The sequence below is a fragment of the Bordetella genomosp. 10 genome, assembly GCF_002261225.1.
Taxonomy (GTDB): domain Bacteria; phylum Pseudomonadota; class Gammaproteobacteria; order Burkholderiales; family Burkholderiaceae_B; genus Bordetella_C.
Genome location: NZ_NEVM01000001.1, coordinates 1,646,631 through 1,666,891, shown reverse-complemented (window position 1 = coordinate 1,666,891; position 20,261 = coordinate 1,646,631). Strand labels below are relative to the sequence as shown.

At 63.9% G+C, this 20,261-nt stretch carries 27 protein-coding genes and 1 pseudogene; 3 read left to right on the top strand and 25 right to left on the bottom strand.

Going from position 1 to position 20,261, the window contains the following annotated elements; genetic code table 11:
- Positions 1–30: 30 nt before the first annotated feature.
- Both CAL29_RS07295 and CAL29_RS07290 read right to left on the bottom strand, forming a co-directional pair.
- Positions 31–555, bottom strand: a complete 525-nt coding sequence (locus CAL29_RS07295) for a nuclear transport factor 2 family protein (protein ID WP_094852236.1) — start codon at positions 553–555, stop codon at positions 31–33.
- A gap of 111 nt (positions 556–666) precedes the next feature.
- Positions 667–1,503: an SDR family oxidoreductase gene (locus tag CAL29_RS07290; protein WP_094852235.1), complete on the bottom strand. Its 837-nt coding sequence runs from the start codon at positions 1,501–1,503 to the stop codon at positions 667–669.
- Positions 1,504–1,629: 126 nt separating this feature from the next.
- Between CAL29_RS07290 and CAL29_RS07285 the strand changes: the two genes are divergently transcribed.
- Positions 1,630–2,535, top strand: coding sequence for a LysR family transcriptional regulator (locus CAL29_RS07285; RefSeq protein WP_094852234.1), 906 nt, complete (start codon positions 1,630–1,632; stop codon positions 2,533–2,535).
- A 159-nt stretch (positions 2,536–2,694) separates the two neighbouring features.
- Here the strand turns inward: CAL29_RS07285 and CAL29_RS07280 are convergent, their stop codons facing one another.
- The 9 genes and pseudogenes from CAL29_RS07280 to CAL29_RS07230 all read right to left on the bottom strand — a co-directional run bounded on the left by CAL29_RS07280 (position 2,695) and on the right by CAL29_RS07230 (position 10,162).
- Complete coding sequence (locus CAL29_RS07280) at positions 2,695–4,704, bottom strand: relaxase/mobilization nuclease and DUF3363 domain-containing protein (RefSeq protein WP_094852233.1); 2,010 nt, start codon at positions 4,702–4,704, stop codon at positions 2,695–2,697.
- 460 nt (positions 4,705–5,164) lie between these two features.
- Entirely contained in the window at positions 5,165–5,764 is a 600-nt protein-coding gene (locus CAL29_RS07270; RefSeq protein WP_094852231.1) for a S26 family signal peptidase, read from the bottom strand.
- A complete protein-coding gene (locus CAL29_RS07265; RefSeq protein ID WP_094852230.1) occupies positions 5,761–6,255 on the bottom strand; it encodes a DUF2840 domain-containing protein in 495 nt (164 codons plus the stop codon). The genes CAL29_RS07270 and CAL29_RS07265 overlap by 4 nt, the downstream gene beginning before the upstream one ends.
- Positions 6,252–6,536, bottom strand: coding sequence for a chromosome partitioning protein ParB (locus tag CAL29_RS07260; protein ID WP_094852773.1), 285 nt, complete (start codon positions 6,534–6,536; stop codon positions 6,252–6,254). The genes CAL29_RS07265 and CAL29_RS07260 overlap by 4 nt, the downstream gene beginning before the upstream one ends.
- Complete coding sequence (gene parA, locus CAL29_RS07255; protein ID WP_094852229.1) at positions 6,533–7,171, bottom strand: ParA family partition ATPase; 639 nt, start codon at positions 7,169–7,171, stop codon at positions 6,533–6,535. The genes CAL29_RS07260 and parA overlap by 4 nt, the downstream gene beginning before the upstream one ends.
- Positions 7,172–7,424: 253 nt before the next feature.
- On the bottom strand, positions 7,425–8,282 hold the full coding sequence (locus tag CAL29_RS07245; RefSeq protein WP_094852772.1) for a replication initiator protein A: 858 nt from the start codon (positions 8,280–8,282) through the stop codon (positions 7,425–7,427).
- Positions 8,283–8,308: 26 nt separating this feature from the next.
- The gene (locus tag CAL29_RS07240; protein ID WP_094852228.1) at positions 8,309–8,593 is read right to left on the bottom strand and encodes a helix-turn-helix transcriptional regulator; all 285 of its coding nucleotides are present in this window, start codon (positions 8,591–8,593) and stop codon (positions 8,309–8,311) included.
- Positions 8,594–8,705: 112 nt separating this feature from the next.
- Positions 8,706–9,485, bottom strand: a complete 780-nt coding sequence (locus tag CAL29_RS07235) for a DUF2285 domain-containing protein (protein ID WP_094852227.1) — start codon at positions 9,483–9,485, stop codon at positions 8,706–8,708.
- A 330-nt stretch (positions 9,486–9,815) separates the two neighbouring features.
- Positions 9,816–10,162 (bottom strand): annotated as a pseudogene (locus CAL29_RS07230) (DUF2958 domain-containing protein).
- 335 nt (positions 10,163–10,497) lie between these two features.
- On the opposite strand from CAL29_RS07230, the gene CAL29_RS31975 reads away from it, so the two are divergent.
- Positions 10,498–10,671 carry a hypothetical protein gene (locus tag CAL29_RS31975; RefSeq protein ID WP_256977241.1) on the top strand — a complete coding sequence of 58 codons (174 nt, stop codon included), beginning with the start codon at positions 10,498–10,500 and terminating at the stop codon, positions 10,669–10,671.
- A 12-nt stretch (positions 10,672–10,683) separates the two neighbouring features.
- Here CAL29_RS31975 and CAL29_RS07220 read toward each other — a convergent pair whose 3' ends face one another.
- Positions 10,684–11,181: a hypothetical protein gene (locus CAL29_RS07220; protein WP_094852226.1), complete on the bottom strand. Its 498-nt coding sequence runs from the start codon at positions 11,179–11,181 to the stop codon at positions 10,684–10,686.
- Positions 11,182–11,211: 30 nt separating this feature from the next.
- Positions 11,212–11,436 (bottom strand): hypothetical protein, encoded by a 225-nt coding sequence (locus CAL29_RS07215; protein ID WP_094852225.1) that lies wholly within the window; start codon positions 11,434–11,436, stop codon positions 11,212–11,214.
- A 212-nt stretch (positions 11,437–11,648) separates the two neighbouring features.
- Between CAL29_RS07215 and CAL29_RS07210 the strand changes: the two genes are divergently transcribed.
- Positions 11,649–11,852, top strand: a complete 204-nt coding sequence (locus tag CAL29_RS07210) for a cold-shock protein (protein WP_094852224.1) — start codon at positions 11,649–11,651, stop codon at positions 11,850–11,852.
- 102 nt (positions 11,853–11,954) lie between these two features.
- Here the strand turns inward: CAL29_RS07210 and CAL29_RS07205 are convergent, their stop codons facing one another.
- The 12 genes from CAL29_RS07205 to CAL29_RS07155 form a co-directional block, all read right to left on the bottom strand.
- Positions 11,955–12,416 carry a hemerythrin domain-containing protein gene (locus CAL29_RS07205; RefSeq protein ID WP_094852223.1) on the bottom strand — a complete coding sequence of 154 codons (462 nt, stop codon included), beginning with the start codon at positions 12,414–12,416 and terminating at the stop codon, positions 11,955–11,957.
- Between the two features lie 69 nt (positions 12,417–12,485).
- Positions 12,486–14,879 (bottom strand): catalase, encoded by a 2,394-nt coding sequence (locus tag CAL29_RS07200; RefSeq protein WP_094852222.1) that lies wholly within the window; start codon positions 14,877–14,879, stop codon positions 12,486–12,488.
- 12 nt (positions 14,880–14,891) lie between these two features.
- Positions 14,892–15,596, bottom strand: coding sequence for a glycosyltransferase (locus CAL29_RS07195; RefSeq protein ID WP_094852221.1), 705 nt, complete (start codon positions 15,594–15,596; stop codon positions 14,892–14,894).
- The gene (locus CAL29_RS07190) at positions 15,593–16,177 is read right to left on the bottom strand and encodes a class I SAM-dependent DNA methyltransferase (RefSeq protein ID WP_094852220.1); all 585 of its coding nucleotides are present in this window, start codon (positions 16,175–16,177) and stop codon (positions 15,593–15,595) included. The genes CAL29_RS07195 and CAL29_RS07190 overlap by 4 nt, the downstream gene beginning before the upstream one ends.
- Positions 16,174–16,722 (bottom strand): PIG-L deacetylase family protein, encoded by a 549-nt coding sequence (locus tag CAL29_RS07185; protein WP_094852219.1) that lies wholly within the window; start codon positions 16,720–16,722, stop codon positions 16,174–16,176. Before CAL29_RS07185 ends, CAL29_RS07190 begins: the two co-directional genes overlap by 4 nt.
- 3 nt (positions 16,723–16,725) lie before the next feature.
- Positions 16,726–16,932, bottom strand: a complete 207-nt coding sequence (locus CAL29_RS07180; RefSeq protein ID WP_094852218.1) for a PIG-L family deacetylase — start codon at positions 16,930–16,932, stop codon at positions 16,726–16,728.
- A complete protein-coding gene (locus CAL29_RS07175; protein ID WP_094852217.1) occupies positions 16,920–17,924 on the bottom strand; it encodes an acyl-CoA dehydrogenase in 1,005 nt (334 codons plus the stop codon). The genes CAL29_RS07180 and CAL29_RS07175 overlap by 13 nt, the downstream gene beginning before the upstream one ends.
- Positions 17,925–18,069: 145 nt before the next feature.
- Positions 18,070–18,969 (bottom strand): hypothetical protein, encoded by a 900-nt coding sequence (locus CAL29_RS07170; protein ID WP_094852216.1) that lies wholly within the window; start codon positions 18,967–18,969, stop codon positions 18,070–18,072.
- Positions 18,970–19,012: 43 nt separating this feature from the next.
- Positions 19,013–19,147: a hypothetical protein gene (locus tag CAL29_RS31970; protein WP_256977240.1), complete on the bottom strand. Its 135-nt coding sequence runs from the start codon at positions 19,145–19,147 to the stop codon at positions 19,013–19,015.
- 194 nt (positions 19,148–19,341) lie between these two features.
- Complete coding sequence (locus tag CAL29_RS07165) at positions 19,342–19,473, bottom strand: entericidin (protein WP_094852215.1); 132 nt, start codon at positions 19,471–19,473, stop codon at positions 19,342–19,344.
- 26 nt (positions 19,474–19,499) lie between these two features.
- Positions 19,500–19,871 carry a hypothetical protein gene (locus CAL29_RS07160; protein ID WP_094852214.1) on the bottom strand — a complete coding sequence of 124 codons (372 nt, stop codon included), beginning with the start codon at positions 19,869–19,871 and terminating at the stop codon, positions 19,500–19,502.
- Positions 19,872–19,952: 81 nt separating this feature from the next.
- Positions 19,953–20,141, bottom strand: coding sequence for a CsbD family protein (locus CAL29_RS07155; RefSeq protein ID WP_094852213.1), 189 nt, complete (start codon positions 20,139–20,141; stop codon positions 19,953–19,955).
- Positions 20,142–20,261 lie beyond the last annotated feature (120 nt).

Sequence of the window (20,261 nt, the reverse complement as noted above, 5' to 3'; positions counted from 1 at the left end):
CAGGAAGTTGGGACGAAGGTGGAGATGCCGTTAATTGCTGACAGGTACGCGCGTCCAGAGATCATTGAATCTAACGGCGTCGAAAAACGCTGTCCCTTCGATAACCAAGCCGTCCTTCATTTTGAGAAACCAGGCGTAGTTGTTGACGTAGGGCTTGCCATCGTTAGCGATTCCTCGTCCCACGAACTGCGCGATCACCATGTCGCCATCGCCATAGATGCCCTTGATCTCGACCGGACGGAATTTTTCAGTTGAATGCGCAAATCGAGCGCCAAAGGGAATGTTGATCTTGGCGTTCAGCTCATCCATTCCAACCGTCGTCCCCGCGATGAGTGAATCGCCGAGAACCGTCCACTTGATCTCATTGGAGAGAACGCCCAGGACATTGCCGCCGTTACTCCAAGCCGTGAGCGCTGCTTCGACTTTCTGTTTATTCGAGGCAGTTACATCCGATCCACTTTGGGCCATCGCCGAGGGTGCGGAGAACAGTGCGAATAGAGCAGCAGCGGCTCCAATGGACAGGGCACTGCGGCGCCCCTTGTCGATCATGTTCATTGTGAAGTTCCTTATTGAATGACGCAGATGCTGAGGCGAAATGCTCCGGCCTTGGTGTCTCTGCCCGGAAAAGAAGCCGATCAGCGTGTCTTGGCCGCCATCGGTGCTGCCCTAGTCGTCGAAGTCCACAGATAAGGCGATGTCCTTCTGCGCTTCCAGCGCCGCCAAACGGTCTTTGAGTGCCTCGCTGATCAACGTATAGGCGTCCACCCCGAGAACGAGACGTTTGGGGGCGGGCTCTCGCTCGACCGAGGCGAGAATCTCGCGGACGACCTTCTCAGGATCGACTTTCGGCTGATATCCGCCGCCTTCGATGATCCGGCGGGTGTCTCCGGCGGGGGTCTGGTCGTAGGCGCTCACGGCCTTCGGCATTACGGCGCTCGCGAACGCGAAGTTCGTGCGAGCGCTTCCTGGCTCGACGAGCGTGACCTGAATGTTGAACGGGGCGATGTCCTGGATGGTGGATTCGAAGAATCCTTCGATACCCCACTTCGTCGCGTGGTAGAGCGATAGGCCCGGGAGAGCGATCTGACCACCCATGCTCGATATTTGCAGGATGCGTCCACCGCCTTGCGAGCGCAGGTGCGGCACAACCGTACGAACGACCTGGATCGATCCGACAAGGTTGGTGCTGATCTGATGGGCGATCTGCTCTTCCAACACTTCTTCTGCCGCACCGAACAGACCGTAGCCGGCATTGTTGACCACAACGTCGATACGACCGAAATGGGCAAACGCCGCATCGACGACGCCGCGAATCGCAAGCGTATCGGTCAGATCAAGCGAGTGAAGCCAAAGCTGCTCGCCATATCTTTCTTTCAGATCGATCAGCGAATCCATCTTACGGGCAGTGCCTGCAACGCGGTCGCCGCGCTCCAGAAGCTGTTCCGTCATCAGTCGGCCGAAGCCTCTGTTCACGCCTGTGATAAACCAGGTACGGACGGTCATATCTCCATCCTCCTTGCAGTTGAGCGCCAATTGCCGCGCGATGAGAATCGATGTTACATCGCACGATTGGACTGAAAAACTGCTTAAAATGGGATGACTTATCAACCTGAGGTTTGTAATTGCCCTATGGAAAAGGATCAGCTCGACGGGATCATTCCGTTCCTTTCCGTCGCTAAACATTTGAGTTTCACGCGGGCAGCGCTCGATTTGAACATCTCATCCACCGCGGTCAGCAAGGCCATCCAGCAGCTTGAACAGCGGCACGGCGTCGTGTTGTTCCAGCGAACAACGCGTAGCGTCGTCTTGACGGAGCCCGGTGCGGCGCTGTTCGAGCGTCTGAAGCCGGCCGCCGCTGAAATAGGCGATGCGCTGGTACACCTGTCGAACTATCAAACCCGCCCGACAGGCACCCTACGTCTGACCATGACGCGCACCGCCATGATGCTGCTCGTTGAGCCGATTGTTCCGGAGTACTGCCGCGCCTATCCCGATGTCACGTTGGAACTGTCGATCGACGAGGGAACGGTGGATCTTGCGAGCGGGCTTTATGACGCGGGAATTCGCCTGGGGGAGACGGTTGAGAAGGATATGGTCGCCGTGAAGCTCACGCCCGAACTCTGTTGGTCTGTGGTTGGTTCGCCTGCTTACTTCGCGCGGGCTGGCCGGCCTCGGAAGCCCGAGGAATTGACTCAGCATGAAGGCATCCTCTATCGCTTCGTCACGTCAGGACAACGACACCGGTGGGAGTTCAACCGACGAGGCCGCGACTTCATCGTGGACATGACGGGACGGATCGTTGTCAATGAACGCGCATCATTGTTGTCGTTCGCTCGCCAGGGATTGGGCCTCGCCTATGTGGCCGACCTTGAGGCGGCTGAGGATCTGGCGATGGGTCGTCTCCAGTCGGTGTTGCGAGATTACATCCGCCCGACCACCGGGCTGCACCTCTATTTTCCGGCCAGAACCCAAGCGCAACCCAAGCTTCGTGCATTCATTGACATGGCGAAGCGGAAAGGGCTGGGGTTCAAGTAGATGGAATCTCAAGAAACTGCGGAACGAACGGGTGATTGCCCTCGGCATCGTCCTGCATGAACGAAGCAAGCGGACATACGTCGGACAGCACAGCTTTGAGGAGCGAACAAAGACTACGCTCACCGTGGATATTCCAAGGGCCGTTTCATCTTCGGACAACTAACTGATCGAAGGATCAAGACGGCGCCCGATTTCCCAAGACACCCTGCCACCGCGCACTGTAGCGGCGATTTGCTGCCCTAGCCGCTGTTCGATCACCGGCCGCCAAGGCACCAGGCTGAAACCCATGCCGTCATCGAGCATCGCGTAGCGACCACTGGCGAGCATGACGCTGCGCCGATAGATGCCGGCCACGCGCTGCCCGTCGGCCACTGGCCGATGCTCCAGGCTGGTTTCGGTGGCAATGTCCTGTGCGGCCTTCGCCACTTCGCGATTGCGCAGCGTCCCTAACAGGTTCCGGGCGAGAATCACGCGCTGGCCCCGACGCTCAGCCAACCCCTGTTCGGCCAGGAAATCGGCACGCTGCTGCAAGGCTTGTTTGGCGTCGCCACCAAAGCCCAGGTTGCTCAATCCCCGGCTGCCGCCAATCAGCTGTTGGTCTAGCCAAGTTGCGCCGATCGCACGGGCCTGCCGTTCGATCGGCAGGTGCGATTTCAGCTCCACCGCCACGCCACCCAGCCGCTGCGCGTCGTACTGGCGGCCACGTTCGGCCAGGTCGTCCGGCACCTTCCATAGCCCTTCGGCCACGCGCTCCACGATGCCGGCCCGGCGCAGGGCTTCCAGCCGCCGGACGTGGGCGGCGACAACCTCCTGCGGGTCGCGTCCGGGCGTGGCCCGGCCCTGCTCGATGGCCAGGTGATGATCTGCACGGTACAGGCCATCGCTCGCCAGCGTGACGATGTTCTTGTCGGCAGCCCGCACCTCGGCGGAACCGCGTACCTCCACCACCGCGCCGGTGGGGTAGTTCGCCAGCTCGTCGCGGGCGTTCAACGCGACGTAGTGGGCCTTGCCGTCCACGCCGTCGATGACCAAATAGCCTCGGTCGTACAGCTCGTCGGCCAGCCCCTTTGCGGCGACGCGGCCAATGATGGTGCGGCCGCTTCCATCGCCGTTCTGGCCCGGCTCGAACACCGCCAGCTCGCGCGGCTGGCCGCTCATGGCCCGCTGCATGGTGCGGATGATGTCGCCACGCTCGCCCAGGGCGCGCAAGGTCTTCTCGGTATCGGCGTGAACCGCCCAGGTGCCGGGCTGCGTCTCGTCGGCCAGGCCCAGGCGCTGCAAGCGTTGCAGGCGGCCGATCAGCAGCAGGCGCTGGCGTTGCAGCCAGGGTTCGTTGAAGCGTTCGATCTGCACCCGGCCATCCTCGCCGGCCTCGCGCTGCAACGTGCGGTCGAGGCTCGTCCACCGCTCCTGTTCCACCTCGTGCTGCAAGGTCTGCTGGATCTCCAGTTCGGTGCGCGGCCCCAGCCATTCCGTCGCCAGCTCGGCGGCCCGATGGCGGAAGCCGTGGGCGATGTAGTCGCCCGCGATGATGAGGTCTTTGCCGGTGTCGTCGCGTCCGCGCACGATTAAGTGGGTATGCGGGTTGTCGGTGTTCCAGTGATCGACCGCCACCCAATCCAGCCGCGTCCCCAGGTCGGCTTCCATCCGGTTCACCAGATGCCGGGTATAGGTGCGCAGGTCGTCCAGTTCGGCGCCGTCCTCCGGGGAGACGATGAAGCGGAAATGGTGCCGGTCGTTGGCGGCCCGCTCCTTGAAGGCATCGAGGTCGGCTTCGTCGGTCTGCGGCCCGTAGGCCCGCCCAGGTTCGCCATCACGGCCGGCGCCATCGCGCTCGATGTAGCGCAGATGCTTGGCGAGCGACTGCGGGCTGGCATTGCGTTGATTGACCAGCAGGGTCTTGATCGTCACGCGCCGAGACATGGGCGTCAGCTTCGCCCCGGCGAAACGCGCCGCCGTATGGCCGCGCCCCAGGCGCGAGCCGGGCCGCTGGCCTGCGCGCTGGCCCTGGCCACCGGACGCGGCGGAATGGCGCATCGAGGACTTGCCGCCGCTGGCCTTGCCAGCCTGCTTGAGCACCTTGGAAACGAAGCTCTGGCCCTGACCCTTGCCCCGGTTCTTCGGGGCGCTGGGACGCACGCGGAAATCGTCGTCGCGGCGGTCGGTCATGGTTGCGCTCCCCGCAAGCTACGGCATGTCCGGTCGTGCGAAGCACGCGGAGATGCCTGCATTGGCGCGGGCCTCGCGCCCCAAGCGGCACGGCGGCGAAGCCGCTCCGTGCCGTGCCACCCCCATGTGCAGACAGGCTTTCGACGCGGCCCGGTGCCGCGTCCTTTTGTCTTGCCTTCCGCCTTTGCCCCTCGCTGTTGCTCCGGGCGTCGGCGGCCCGGCGGCGCTGCTGCACCCGCAGCCAGCCCGCCGGCGAACGCGCAGATGGACACGCCGGGGACCGCAGGCCGGGCACGTTCGAGGCAAGACGCCTGCACGTTGGACGGCTGCGCCGGATGTTGCGCGAAGCGCGGCGCGAATGCGCCCGCGCTGCACGCGCGACGACATGCGGAAAGCCACTGGATCGACACGCCCGATGGCACGATGGGATGCACGGCGACGTGCAGCGAAGCGGCGGCCATCATGGGCGTGTCTCCAGCCAGATCGGGTGCGCGACGCCGATCACGGCGGACGCGCTGACCGGCCCGAAATACCGGCTGTCGAACGATGCCGGATTGGTCACGCTCAACAGGAACAGCTCGCCCGGTTCGATGCGACGGCAGAGCTGCACGGACGGCAGCGCCCGGCCCAGCCGGTCGGCGGGCAGCACGGCGGCCGAAGGAACGCCGTCGATGCGTACCTGACCGGCGACGATGCAGACGTGTTGCGGCGCAACTGCGCCCACACGTTTGAGCAGCGGCACGCGCGTCGGCAGGTAGCCGCGCTGCGCAGCCAGCGCGGCAGCCGTAGTCGGCGGCGGCACCAGCACGATGCTGCCCACGGACAACGGACGTGGCAGCGAGGCGGCGCGACCGTCGAACGGGTCGATGCGATACCAGCCGACCGCCACGCTGTCGGACGGGTTGTAGGTCAGACGCGGCAGAGGCGACACGAAAGCCCCCCAGACCAGCGCAGAGAGGCCGACGGCGGCGAAGCCCGCCAGCACGATGCGAGCGCGCAGGCGCGAGCGAGGACGCGGCGCGATTTCGGGTATGCGTGCCGTGGTGGAGTCAGCGGTCATGGCAGCACCCTCCCGGCCAGCCAGGCGGCGTGCCGCTCGGCGGTGTATTCGGGCGACACGTCGATGGCGGCGATGCCCAGCGCCTCAATAGCGTCGATGCGTTCCAGCACGGCACGCACGTTGGCATCGCCTTCGGCGTGCAGCAGCAGGCGTGCGCCCGGCTGCACGCCAGTGATGCGCTGCACGGCATCGAGCGGCGTGGCGGTCTGCATCACCATGAGCTGCCAGCGAATCGTTCCGTAGTCGTTGGCCTGCCAGCGGATGCGGCATAGCATCGCGCCCGGCAGAAACACCGCGCAGCGCCGCCAGCGGTCGAGCTGGAGCGTGCGCGCCGGTTCACCGAAGCGCAGATAGAGCTTGAAACGGGCCTCGATGTAGGCCAGTGAAACGCGCGTCAGCGGCACGTTGCCGGCCTGTCCGGCGAGTGCCGAAAGCGAATGCGGAGGCGCAGCCGGCGCCACGTTCGCGGCAGGCAAAGCGGATGCGGTCATGGTGTGTTCTCCCTGCGGTGATCGGGAAACTCCCGCTCCAGCAGGGCGCGCAGCAGGTCGGCCACGGTCACGCCTTGCGTGAAGGCCGACACCTTGATGCGCGCCCGCATGGCCGGCGTCACGTCGAGCGTGAGGCGGGCCGTGTAGAGGTCGCCTTTGCCCAATGCATCGGCATCGCCCTGGCGAATCCACGCCTCGGCGTGCGGATTCGCGGGCGGACGTGCGCCGATGCCGACGCGCTTACCCATTCGCTTGTTATTGGGTGGCTGCTTCGCTGTCATGTCGGCCATCGCAGCAGTTCGTCCACCAGGGCGGTGATTTCGCGGGCTGCGGCACTGTCGGGCGCTGTCTCGCGTGCGAGCCGGCCAGCGGCCACGCTATCGGCGAACACGATGCGCTGATGCACTTCCGAGCGCAGTGCAGGCAGCGGCTGTTCGGCGAGCGATTGCCGCGCCTCACGGCCGATGATGGTGGTGCTGACGCGCCGGTTGATGACGAAGGCCGCGCGCAGCGCAGGCCGGAAGACCTGGGCTTCTCGGATCAGTGAAACCATTTCCGAGCTGGCCCAAAGGTCGTAGGGGCTGGGCTGCACCGGGATCAGCACGCGCTCGGCCGCCAGCAACGCGGAGCGCGCCAAGGCGGCGATGCGCGGCGGGCCGTCGATGATGACGTGATCGGCTCGCCTGGCGAGTTCTGGCGCTTCCTGATGCAGCGTTTCGCGGGCCAGGCCCACGGCGCTGAACAGCCGTGGCAAGCCTTGCTGGCTTCTGCGCTGCGTCCAATCCAGCGATGAACCCTGCGGGTCGGCATCGAGCAGGACGATATGCTGGCCGCGCATCGCCAGCTCGCCCGCGATGTGGGTGGCGAGCGTGGTTTTGCCGACGCCGCCTTTCTGGTTGAGCAGAGCGAGGATCATGGCGCGGCCCTCCTTGCTGGAAAGCCGGTCTTCCGCTTCTGCGTTTGGTGCCGTTGGGCGGTTGTCCACCGAAACGGCGCGCTCCTACTAAAAGTTAGAGAATTTAAGTTAGGAATGTTAGAGGGCGGCGAAACCCAATGCTGGCAAGGGTTTGCGGCCGATTTTGTTGCCTGATAGCACGAGGATTTGTTGCCTGATAGCACGAGCCTCCTGTTGCCTGATAGCACGAGTGAATTAACAGGTTTTCCCAGACTTATCCCCGTGCCGTGGGCGGCACGGGCCGAAAGGTCAGCAGTTCGGTTTTCTCGCCGGGTATCCGCTCGATGCCCAGGACGTAGCCGGGCAACGACTGCCGTGCCACCAGGGCGCGCAGGTCGGCGGCGAAGTCGTAGAAGCGCGCCACGCTGCCTGACTTGCGGTACAGGTGCTGGAAGTCGAACTGCCAGCCATGTTCCTGCTTGCCGCCGTGCTTGCGCACCAGCCGGTACAGCCAGCGTTCGATGCCGCCGGTCAGCCGGAAGTACGTCGGGTCGATGGTCAGCACCAGGGCGGCGTCCACCACGCCCGCATAGAACCAGTCCGGCAGGATCAGCTCGATGCCCAGCGGCGTGCCGCTGGCGTCGGCGAGCTCCTTCCACTCGTTGATCCACGAGAAGCGATGCAGGCGCCGGCCTGTTGTCTCGCGGATGGACGTGGCCACCGTGGTCGATTGCAGGCGATCCAGGGCCGCTTTGAGGCGCTGGTAGTCGCGCAGCGACGCACCGCGCCCGATAAAACGCAAGATTTCGTATGGACGCACCTGCATCAGCCGCGAGGTCGGGATGCCCGCATCGCGGGCTTCCACGATCTGGCTGGCGGCCCAGATCAAGATGTCGGCATCCCAGATCGTGGCGATGCCGTGCTCGGCCGTACCCTCCACGCTGATGGTGATGCCGCCGGCGCGGAAGTCGATCGGCGTCGTGCGCCGCGACTTCGCCAGCGAGAAGAACGGAAAGGCCATCAAGTCCTGGCTGTCGCGCGGCGCCATGTCGCCCGGCAGCGCGCGGAACAGGTCGAGCTGTTCCCGCTGCTGCACAGGTCGCTGCCGCAGGGGCAGCGATGGGCTGGACATGGCGATGGCCACCGGCGAGCCAGAAATCAGCGGCCGTCACGGTAGTCGCCCGCATGCCGCTCGGCATATTCCGGGTCGGAAGTCGCCTCGTAGCTGCGCTGGTCGGCCCAGGCGTCGAGGTCGCTCACGGCATACATGACGCGGCGGCCAAACTTGCGAAACTTCGGCCCGCCGCCGATCACGCGCTGTTTCTCCAGCGTGCGCGGCGACAGGCGCAGGTAGCCGGCGGCTTCGTCGTTGGTCAGGTAGCGTTGGGGCTGCGCGGGCGCAGCAACAACAGCGGCGGCTGGCCGCAAGGGAGCAGGTCGCATGGGAAGTACCTCCATCAAGCCCGGCCACACCACGCGGCCGGATAGAGGCACTTTCAAGAAAGAGGGGCTTCTTGCTAAGGGACGAATTGCAGGGACTGCAAAACGTCCCCCCTTACTGCGATGCAACTGGCGGAAGCTGCGCCAGGCTGCGATAGCCGCCGCGCATCAGCGCCTCGCCACGGCGTACCAGCCGCCGCACGCGGGCACGCAAGGCGCTGTCCTTGTGCCAGTCGGCCGCGACGGCATCCACGCCGAACAGTCCTTCGGCGACTTCGCGCAAGGACGCGCCCGCCAGGGTCGCGTCGAGCGCCTGCAAGGTGTGCAGCTCCAGCACCGTGGCCGGCGTGGGCCGGGAGCGGGCCGCCGCCGCAGGCGCGGCAACCGTGGCGGCGGCCAGGGCATCCAGTTCGGCCGCGAGCGCGCGATAGCGCGCGCAGGGCGTGGCGCAGGCACGGATGGCGTAGAGGTAGGCCATGCCGTCTTCCAGGCCCGGCCCGAGCGCGAGCCGCAGGCAGCAGCCGGGCCAGTGCGACACCAGCATCAGGCGTTTGCCATCGTGGATCAGATGTTTGGTGCCTGAAATGCGCCAGAACTCGAACACCACCGCATCGGGCGGCGGATCAGTATCTGGGTAGAGCTGCACCACGGCATCGTCATCGAGAAACCAGACCGGATGCGCGTCCCGCGCGTCTAGGCTCGGGTCTTCCAGCAAGCGCAGTCCCCAAGCCTGCGCCGCGTCCGGTCGGCGGCGACGGCGCATCCAGTCGAGCCGGTAAACAGGATTGCGGCGCAAGTACTCCCAAGCCAAGGCCGGGCCATCGAGATGCAGCGTGTAAAGATACGCGGCGGCCGGATACCAATGCTCAAGGTGTTCGGCGCTCGGCTCTGCCATGACTCAACCTCCTGTCGGATAGCAGGAACGTCGCCACGGGCGTGAAGGAGGCAAACTACGGCGTCATCGGCAAACCGTCATGGATGGCTGGGTAAACTGGCAGTGTCAAGACCGATTGGCTCCGAAGCGTTGCGTGGTCCGTCCGAATGCGACGACCGCGCAACCCGAAAATGGTGCGCGGTATCGCCATACTATGCCGCAGCCCGCGCCAAAGATCATGACTGTTTGCGGCAGACTCGCACCGCCTCGGTGCAAGAGTGCCGATTCAGACTGTACAGGTCACAGACCAGACCGGGATAGACTGAATGCGCCCGGCTTGGCCGTGGAGGTTCAATCCGGAATCGCGCCGTTTGCTTCGGCCAGTCGAAGATAGTCCGACAGCCGACGCGTCGGCAGGCAGTAACCATCACGCATCACGGGCTGCTTGCGCGGGCCGACGATGGATGCCAAGTCGGACAGTTTCACTGTGCCCAAGGCAGGCATGCCCAGCCCCAAATCGATCAGGCCATAAGCGGTGAACCGTCTGCGGGGTCAAGCGAGGCCAGAAGCCAGGCCAGGTTCCCATCTGGCGTGAACAAGAGCACAACCGGCAGTGGGTCGGTGTCTTGCCCGTCTGCGCTGACCTGACCGTTGGCCAGCAAGCGGATGCGATCGTCGTCGGTGATGAGCGTCGTCATGGCTACGTTCCTGCCGATACCCGAATTCGTATAGCCGCTTGTCTTCCCTTCCCACGCAAGTACAGAGGCGCAAGCCGACACTTCCACAGAAGAGTAAAAACGCGGAATCGCATGCGTGGAAGCCAGAAAAGACATGAATCAGGCTTTCCGCTTTTGAAGAAAGCCGCCGATGTGGATTTCAGTAAAGAAACAAAACAGGTGAAACGACCTTGCCGCGGTTGCCTAAAGCCCGCACTTCGCCACCGTCATGGCCGCCCGGGCGGTGGCCCAGGCCGTCGCCCGCCACAGGTCGTTCTTCTTCATGGAAGGGTGTCGGCGGCCAGGTGATCGACTACATGGCGGCCGTCACTGGGCATTTGAAAATCGTTCCCGAACGCGAGGCCCGAGAGGCGCTTGCCAAGGACTATGCGGGCACGTTGGCGGACGAATTGATGGTGGGCGATGCCATATCCTTCGACGCACTGATGGATGTTTGCGCCGTACTCGAAGCCGAACTGAACAAGATGTAGTCAGGCCGTTGGCTACCCTTGCGTCGGCGCAGTTGGGACGCGCACACCGTTTTCGATCACGGTTTTCCAACTCTCAAAGATGCGGGACTGCTGGGCCGTGAGCGCCGGCCGGCCATGCGGAAAGGCCGCCCTCATGCGTGTGATGGCTCGGGTAAGAAAACCCATGCTGTATTGAATCGGCAGGGCGCTCATGTTTCTTGCTTGCGGGGTGTCTGCCTGAAATTCGACAAGCTGCTGCACGGACATGGGCAGCGTGTGGACATATTGGGAAAGCATCATGGTCGCCGCGAGGTGATACTCGTGTTTCACCCCGTTGGCGGCATTCAATTCCTTTTGCGAGAGCAGGAAAGCCGGGGCATCGCCGGCACGGATGCGCTGGTGAAGGTGCTTGCCGATCTTGGACCGCCAGGAATGCGCCTGCGTTTCCTTGGTCAATACCTGCACGTCCGCGTGGATCTCGGCCGCGCGTGGATCGCTCGATTCAATGGCGTGTTGAATGGCGTGCAGCATTTTCGAGTGGCGTTTCTTGGCGTGGAGCTGCTAGATCAGCATACGGAAGGTAAGCGCCTTGTCTGAAATCTCCGAGAAGGGGATGTACTCCAGCGCGGCGCGCGCTTCGATGACACAGCGGACAACTGCGCCGGTCGACGGCATGTCCCAAAGTCGGCACTCGACGCCGAGTTGAGGCGAGAACTTGCGCACGCTGATCGCATGGCACAGAAGCTCGGTGAATACAGGATCGGCAGACGGCTCGGTGCTGTTCATCCGCGTGCGGGGGACAATGTAACTGGGGATGCGCTATCCTTGCACAATAACGCTTGACGCAGGCCTGCATAGGCATCACAGCGTCCGCAGATCTTCAAGTGTTGCGATTTCTGCGGTTGTGTGCGAGTCGAGCAGTACGCCATGAATTGTCCTAGTCCTTCCTTGATCGTCTCGATTCGGGGCATGAGCCCCTCTTTCATCGAGGAATCTCCATGGAAACCGGTATCGTCAAATGGTTCAACGCCGATAAGGGCTTTGGCTTCATCATGCCCGAGGGCGGAGGCAAGGATCTGTTCGAGCATTTCTCCGAAATCCAGGGTGGCGGTTACAAGTCGCTCGAAGAGAACCAGCGCGTCAGCTACATCGCCCGGCAGGGTGCCAAAGGCCCCCAAGCTACCAAGATCACGCGGCTGTAAACAGGAGGCGCGGCGCCCATGCGCCGCAGCCTTCGACAAACAAGCCCTCTTGCGAGGGCTTGTTTGTTTTCATAGGACGTGACGCGCCTGGACCTGCGGCATTCACTGCTGCGCCAGGACCGTCTTCATGCGCTGGTAGTCTTTCAGATACAGCCGGGCCAGACGGCTTTTCTGCGCGTCGGTCAGGATCTTGCCCGACACCTGGAAGAATTTCTTCTCTTCTTCCCGCAGGTGATGGCGCACCTCTTCCGACAGCTTTCTGGCCTTGGCCAGCCAGCTTCCGCCCTGCGCATCGGCCTTGCCCAGCTCCTCCACGCATTCGTCGATCTCGTGATGCTCGGACAAGGCGTGGCGCGAGGAGTCCAGGCCCATGTCATCCATCAGGATCGGAGCATAGAGATATCGCTCTTCTGCCGCGGCATGGGCCGCAAGCTCGATTTTGAGTTCCCGGTAGATCTCCCGGCGGCGGTTGCCGTGTGGGGCCGCCCGGACCAGTTTCGTGCACAGGGCGCGCTGGATGTCATGGCTTTCCCGCAAGGCTTCGTAGATAGTGTTGGCTGGCATCGTCGAGGTCCTCAAGTTGTCAGGAAAATGGCAATTGCGGCATGCGCCGGCAGCCGGCGCATGCCGCCGTCACACGACCGGCGGGTCTGATTGGCGTACCGGGTGACGATGCTGTTGCACGGCGGCAATGAACGCTGCAATGGCGGATTTTTCCGCCCGCGCAGCCACTACCAGCCCGGTGTCCGGGTCGTCGGTAGGAATGCCGGCATGCGCCAGCAGCCTCGCGCCCTCGCCGATGGCCATGAGTGCCTTGCAGTGCCGGAAGGCATCGCGCACGAATTCCAGCGCCATGCCGTCCAGGCACAGCGCATCGACGGCCTTGGCGCCGTCGGGCACGACCACGGCGTCGAACAAGGGCGAGGGGCTGTTCTTGAACGAGGCATCGGCGTCCATGGTGTCGCCGCCGGCGGCTTCCAGCAGCCCTACGTGCTGGCCGACCACGCGCACGACCGCGCCTTCGCCAATCAGGGCTTGCGCCACCTGTCCGATCACCGGGGCGTCCACGCCATCGGCCGCCATGATGGCGATCTTGCGGGTATGGATGCCGCCGTCTCCCGGGCGGGCCAGCAGGGACAAGAACTTGGATCTCGTGACTTCCGGCTTGACGGTTGCATCCGTCGCCCGCGGCAGGGGCTCCGGCACCTCGGGCATGCCGAGATTCGCTGCCACCGTCTGGGCCAGTTCATCCGAGACATTGCGCAGCATGGCGACGGTGCGCCGGCGGATGCCGGGCACGGTCACCTTGCTCAGCTCGAACGAAAAGGCTTCGATGATGTGCTGCTTCTCGTGGTCGGCCTGGCTTTCGTAGAACAGCGCGGCCTGGTTATAGTGTTCGGCAAACTTCTCCGGTTTTCCGCGCAGCTCGTCGGCGGCGACTGGTTCGGGAAAGGGCATGAATCCCATCTTCCCTGCCTGGAACGGGCAACCACCGGCCAAGGAATTGGGTTCGTAGGCCACCCGTCCGCGGTGGATGGCCTGGCGGTGCATGCCGTCGCGCTGGTTGTTGTGCACGGGCGCCAGCGGCGCGTTGATCGGCAGTTCATGGAAGTTCGGACCGCCCAGCCGCGAGATCTGGGTATCCACGTAGGAATGAATGCGACCGGCCAGTAGCGGATCATTGGTGAAGTCGATGCCCGGCACGACGTGCGCAGTGCAGAAGGCGACTTGCTCGGTCTCGGCGAAGAAATTGTCCGGATTGCGGTTCAGTACCATGCGGCCGATGGGCTTGACGGGCACGAGCTCCTCGGGAATGAGCTTGGTCGCATCCAGCACGTCGAAGCTGAGCTGGTCGGCCTGGGCCTCGTCCAGAACCTGTACGCCCAGTTCCCATTCCGGGTATTCGCCTGCCTCGATGGTTTCCCACAGATCGCGGCGGTGGAAATCCGGATCGGCTCCGGATATCTTGACTGCCTCGTCCCATACATGGGAATGCGTTCCCTGCTTGGGGTTCCAGTGGAACTTGACGAGCTTGGAGGCACCTTCGGCGTCGACGAAGCGGAAGGTGTGGACCCCGAAGCCTTGCATCATGCGATAGCTGCGCGGAATGCCTCGGTCGGACATCACCCACATGATGGTGTGGATCGATTCGGGCATCAGGGAAATGAAATCCCAGAAGGTATCGTGGGCGGAGGCCGCCTGCGGCATGCCGTGGTGGGGTTCGGGCTTGACCGCGTGTACGAGATCGGGGAACTTCATGGCGTCCTGGATGAAGAACACCGGAATATTGTTGCCGACCAGGTCCCAATTGCCCTGGTCGGTATAGAACTTGACCGCGAAGCCGCGCACGTCGCGCGCCGTGTCCTTTGAGCCGCGCTCGCCGGCCACCGTGGAGAAGCGCACGAAGACCGGCGTGCGCTTGCCCGCCTCGGCGAACAAGGACGCACAGGTCAGGTCGGTCAAGGGCTCGTAGCATTCGAAATAGCCGTGCGCGGCCGAGCCCCGGGCATGCACGATGCGCTCCGGGATGCGCTCGTGGTCGAAATGGGTGATCTTCTCGCGCAGGATGAAGTCCTTGAGCAGTGCCGGCCCGCGCAGACCCGCCTTGAGCGAACTCTGGTTGTCCGCCACGGGAACGCCCTGGTTGGTCGTCATGGCCTGACCGCCGGCGTCGGCGCGTACGCGTGGCAGTTCGCCACTTGCGGCGTTGACGCCGATGATTGCCTTGGCGCCTGTCTTGGCCGAGCTGTTCTTTTCCGACAGGGTGCTGGCCGTGACGGCAGCATCCGGTGGCTCGACCGTGGCCCCGACCGGCGGATGCGCCGCCTGCGGCCCATACTCTGCAGCCTTGTTGACATTGGCAGGCATGCCGTCCACCGTTTCCCCCACCGCGCGGGCCTGCTTCAAGGCCGGCTGGGAGGCGGACGGTGCGGGCGGCAGGGCCGGCGCGCTGTCCGAATTGAAATAGGCCGAGTCCACCGCGGGCTGCTGTGGGCGTTTGGCCGACTGTCGCTTGCGTGTTGCCATAGTCTGCTCCTTTTAAGACAGGTTGGGAGGAACATCAGGGAAAGATACCCGGCCGTCCGCCGACCAAGCCTGGCGCAAAGCGGATGCGAAACCGCCATTGACCCGGGAAAATGGACGCGCGCTGGTGGTCACGCGCGGCCGAGCGGTCCAGGCGATGGAGACCCCGGCGCCTTCCAGGCGATCCACCAGCGCCTGGTCTTCGCTGCAGGCGAGGGCTTCGAAGCCGCCGACCTGCCGGTACGCGCAGGCATCGATGCCCAGGTTGGCGCCGTGCACATGGCGGTGCCCGTCCCTGTCCTGATAGGTCGCCCGGAAGGCGTCGCGTGCCCGGTCCGCGTGCGGGCCGTGGCAGCTCCAGTCGTCGATGCTTACCGTGCCGCAGACCACCGACGCATTCAAGGACAATTGGTCGGCCAGCCAGCTTGCGGAGACAACCGTATCCGCATCGGTAAAGGCCAGCCACCGCGCACCAGCGTCGAGCAAGTACCGGGCGCCTGCGGTGCGGGCAAGGCCGACATTGCGGCAATGCACCGTCAGGCACGTAACGGGCCATTGGCTCGCTTGCGCGAGCGTGCCGTCGGTACAGGCGTCCAGGACGACGACGATATGCACGGTTTCGTCCCCCAGCGAGGCATGGTGTGCCGCCCGCATTACGGATGTCAGGCAGCGGCCTATGGAGCATGCTTCGTTGTGCGCGGGAATGCATACGCCTATCATGCCGAGGCTCCATCGTCCTTGCGCCATACGTCTAGGAGAAATGCTTCGTCCTCGTGCGCAACGATGCGGCGCAGACCGGGCAGGCGGCCGACCGCCCGGTGCAGAAGACCAGTGGCTTGCACCCGATCGTGAAAGTCTCGCCGGAAGTGGCACATCACCCATTCTCCTGCTGGAGCGAGACGATGCATGCAACAACGAAGAAATTCGTTGAGCTGGGCGTCGGGAAAGTAATAGGCCAGTTCGGATACCACGATCAGGTCGGCGGATTCGTCTTGCTGGACCGGCCAGTCGTGCGGCAGTTGCAGAATGGATAGCCGCACATTCGATAATCCATCGGCGGCTATGGCCTTTCCGCATAACGCGATGGCGGCGGCTGAACCATCCACGGCATGCAACGTGGCGCAGCGCAAGGCCAGCAGACGAGTCATCTCGCCCGTGCCGCAGCCCAGTTCGAGCGCGTGGCGATAGCGCTCTCGCGGCAGAGCGGCCATCAGCAGGCCGCGCTTGCGACGTTCGTACCAGGAACTCGCCACGGACCAGGGGTCTGGATCGCTACGGTAGAGGGCATCAAAGTCCGTCATCGAAGCACCACCTCGAAGGAACGATGAAAGCGGACCAGCACAAAGTCAGGCAGGATGGCTGGGAAGCCGGTGCTGGGATCTGGCTCCAACTGGCTGCGGAATGCCTGGATGGCACGGGCTTTGGCCTGTAGATCCGCCCGGCTAAGGGCAACGCGTACTGCGCGGTCCCACGGGAAATCCCCGCGTACCGGATCGGCCCAATGCCAGCCCCATATGGGAACCTCAAGAAACTGGCAGCCCTGAGCCTTCGAAGCCCACAGGCCGGCTCGCGCGGTGGCTTCGTGATCCGGATGGCCATCTAGGCGCCACGGCGCGATGACAATGTCGCCATGGGAAAACGACGTCGCGAGATGTGCTGCCAGATCGTCCTCATGTTGCGTGACGTCTCCGTCCGGGATGGCCAGCCGCGTGCGGGCGATATCAACTCCAAGAAGGCCCAGCGCGCATTCGCTTTCGCGCGTGCGTGCGATCGCCAATGCGTCGGGCGCCCAGAAAGCAGACCCCGCGTGGCTGGCCTCGCTGTCGGTGACCGCCCAAATCCGCACGGTCTAACCCGGGCGCGCCAATTGCCGGATGATGCCGGCGCACCCCAGGATCTCATCGTCCGGGTGCGGGGCAACGATATGTATGGTGCGACTGTCTCGAACCAGGTCGGCGGCGTTGTTGACCGGCGTCGGATGGCACCGGAATCCATGCTGCCAGGTCGATTCCGGCGTGCCTTCACCCAGGATGGCGCGATCGTTCACAGCGTCCATGACGCCTCCTGCCCTTGTTCTGACACGGCCTTACCGTGCGCCGCCAGATCGCGCTCCGCATGGCTCTGGCGAATGAATACGGGCAGATCCGCCATCATGCGGGCAAAACGCGGGGCCTTGCACATCGGGCCTGCGCCTACGGCGCGTGGTGCCCTGTGAAGCAGCGTTTCCACCGCCGACTCGACAGCCAGGCGCGCGCGGCGCACGGCATGTTCGCAGCCACCATCCGGGTTGGCATCGATTTCGGCCGCGGCTCCCCGCAGTTGGCTGCGAGCCTGAACGAGCGCCACGTCGATGGCGCCGAGGTGGGCCAGGCGATGAGGATCGTCCGCACGCTGTCGCGCCGCTTTGCGCACCTCTTCGGCGATGGCGCACGCGGCGCCGTACCAGCAGGCCGCGAGGCCGGCCGCGCCGTGCTGGAATCCGGGACGCTCTACGTAGGCGTCTGGTCCCCCGACCCACTGCGCCTGCGCCGCGTTGAACGCCACGTCCACACTGGCCGTGCCAGCCATGCCGACCGCGCGCCAGCCGTCTTCGGTTACATGGATCGACGGTTGATCCAGGGCCACTGCGGCCAGGCGGGGTCGGTGCTGGTCGTCCCACACGCTGACCAGGGCGTGACTGACATGCGCGGCTCCGGAGCACCAGGCTTTGGTACCCTTTAGTTCAATCGCACTGTCTGCGTCTGCCGCGACGGCAGACACGCGCTTGTCGGTAGGCTCGGCACACCAAACGGCCCACAAATGGCCCGCTTGACAGTGATGGGCCTGATGGAGTTCGTGCAGGATGGCCCATGCATCCGCATGACTTTCGAAGAGCTTGGCTAATGACAGATCATGCTCGGCGACCGTGGCCAGCGTCTGCCAGCGTTTCAGCGTGCGACCCGATCCCGGCAAGGGCAGGTCGCCGTAACCGGCGTCAATCAGCAACCGGAGCAAGGCATAGACGTCGTGCGAGCGTGCTGCATCGTTCAGCAGTATGCGCAGATCCATGCAGGGCAGGTGTGCGGACAGGGATGATGTCGCTCTCATGGTTTGGAACTCAAGCGCGGGATGACCAAAAGAGAAGGCTGTCGAAGCCGCCGGCGGGAATGCCGCCGGCACCGGCCGGTGGTTCCCGACCACGATTTCGACAAACTCAGCGATCGCGTGCGCGGCCGCCGATCGTCGCTGCGAAACTGGCGACGAATGCCCCGATCAGTAGCGATGCGAACGCCCACAGTGAGAAAGCGGCCGCAGCCTTGCGCGCGGCGTCTGACGCTTCGCGAGCCTTCTGCTCGGCTTGCTGCGCGGCTTGCTTGGTCTGCTCCTGGACCTGTACGAGCCGCTGCTGCGCGGTCGCCTCGTCCACGCCTGCACGCTGCGCCACCAGCTTGACCAGGTACGCCTGATCGGCGTCAGACAACTGGCCGGTGGCGATGCTGCGCGTAAGGATGCGCGAGACTTCCCGCCGGGCGTCGCCCTGGCCGGGAGACGCCGATGGATCGTTCGGACGCAGCAGGGTGTCGGTGAAGTAGTCGAGAGAAACGTGGTCCGCGCCCGCCTGCGCGGCCTGGCCGGCCACGGCCGTCACGGCGCCGGCGCCGGCTCCCGCGAGCGCGGCCCCGGCCTTGGCCGTGCCCGACACGACGGAGGCAAGGGTGGAGCCCAGCAGCACCAGGCCGACCACCGCGCTCAGTGCCCAGACCAGGAAGCCATGGGCAGTATCGCGGAAATAGATCTCGTCTCTGGCGGCGTCGGTCCACTTGGTACGCAACCGGCCCGCGACATAGCCTGCCACGCCATACGCGATGATCTGCGTGACGAACAGCCAAATGATAGAACCGATGGCCAGCGCCGAGCCGGACGCGCCGTCGTCGCGCCAGGGGGACATCGACAGGAAACCGAGGCCGGTTCCACCCGTCACCAGCATGGCGGACACGGCGGCCGCGATCACAGCGCCGGCAATGACGGCACCCCATGAAACCGCCGAACGGGCGGCTTCCGTCCCGCCGACGTGATGGGAATAAACAGGCGTAACAGGCTGGGTATTCTGCATGACATTTCCTTTTTCTTGGTTGACGTCACATGCACTTGAAAAATCAGTGCCAGAAAAGGGCAATAAGGATGATGATGGGAATCGGCACGCCCAGCAGCCATAAAAGGATGGATCGCATGATATCTCCTTGTTGAGAGTGTTCCGGCGCCATGGCAGGCATATCCGATACGAAACTCACGACGCCGATCCGACACTTCTATATTCAAAGTACACTTGACCGAATTTTCCGCAAGTTTCGGTTTTTAACAAAGTTATTCCACTGCAATGATTTGCAACGGTTGGGTCGGCTTTGTATCCCCGCCATGCAATCGTTGGCGAAAAGGTAGAGACGACCCGCACGGGGCGGGTCGTACGTCGGGTTCGCAACCGCCGTTATCGAGCCTGCTCTTGGATGTTTTCTCCGCCGCGCTCGATATCCTTGTCGGCCCCGTGGATGGTATTGCAGCCAGCCAGCACGCACGTCGCCAGCGGCGCGACTTTCAGGACTCGTGTTTGGTTTTTCATGAAGTGTCCCCTTATGGGGCAAACGCTTATTTACCGTAGCGCGTCTTGGCGTCGGCTTCGCACTTGTCTTGGGCATCACCCGACAAGGTGTCGCACTTCTTCATCGCTACGTCGTAATCGGCATCGCGGCGGACCTTGGCGGCGTCATGGTCAGCTTCCGCCTTTTCCTTGCCTGCCTTGGCCTGGGCTTGTGCCGTGTCCTTGTCGGCTTCGGCTTGCTTGAGGCAGACGTCCTTCTGATCGCCGCGCATGGCGTCGCATTGCTTCTTGGCCGCGTCATAGCGGGCGTCGATCTGGTCGGACGTCATGACCGCGCTGGATTGCGCATGCGCGGGCAGTGCGCCCGCGCCCAGGAACAGAGTCAGGGCGGCCAGCAGGGTCGAGGTTCGTTTCGTCATGGTCTTCTCCTATAGGCACGACACAGGGGCACGTCGGCACGTGTGTGCCATGACGTGCGGGTTCGATGAACTTTCGGGGACTTACTTCTTGCCGTTCAGCGCGTCGCGAGCCTCGTCCTTGGCCTCGCCGACGTTGCGCTGGACCTTGCCGACGGTCTTTTCGACCTTGCCCTCGGCTTCAGTCTGGCGGTTGCCGGTCACCTTGCCGGCAGCTTCCTTGATGGTGCCCTTGACTTCCTTCGCGACGCCTTTGATGCGGTCGTTGTCCATGATGGTCTCCTTGCTTGTGTGTTCAGGAATACCCAGCAAATCGCGTCGAGCTCAGCTGCGAAGCGGTTCCGGATGTCCGCACTATAGGAAGTGCCACCAATCGCCAAAAGCGAAGGAAAT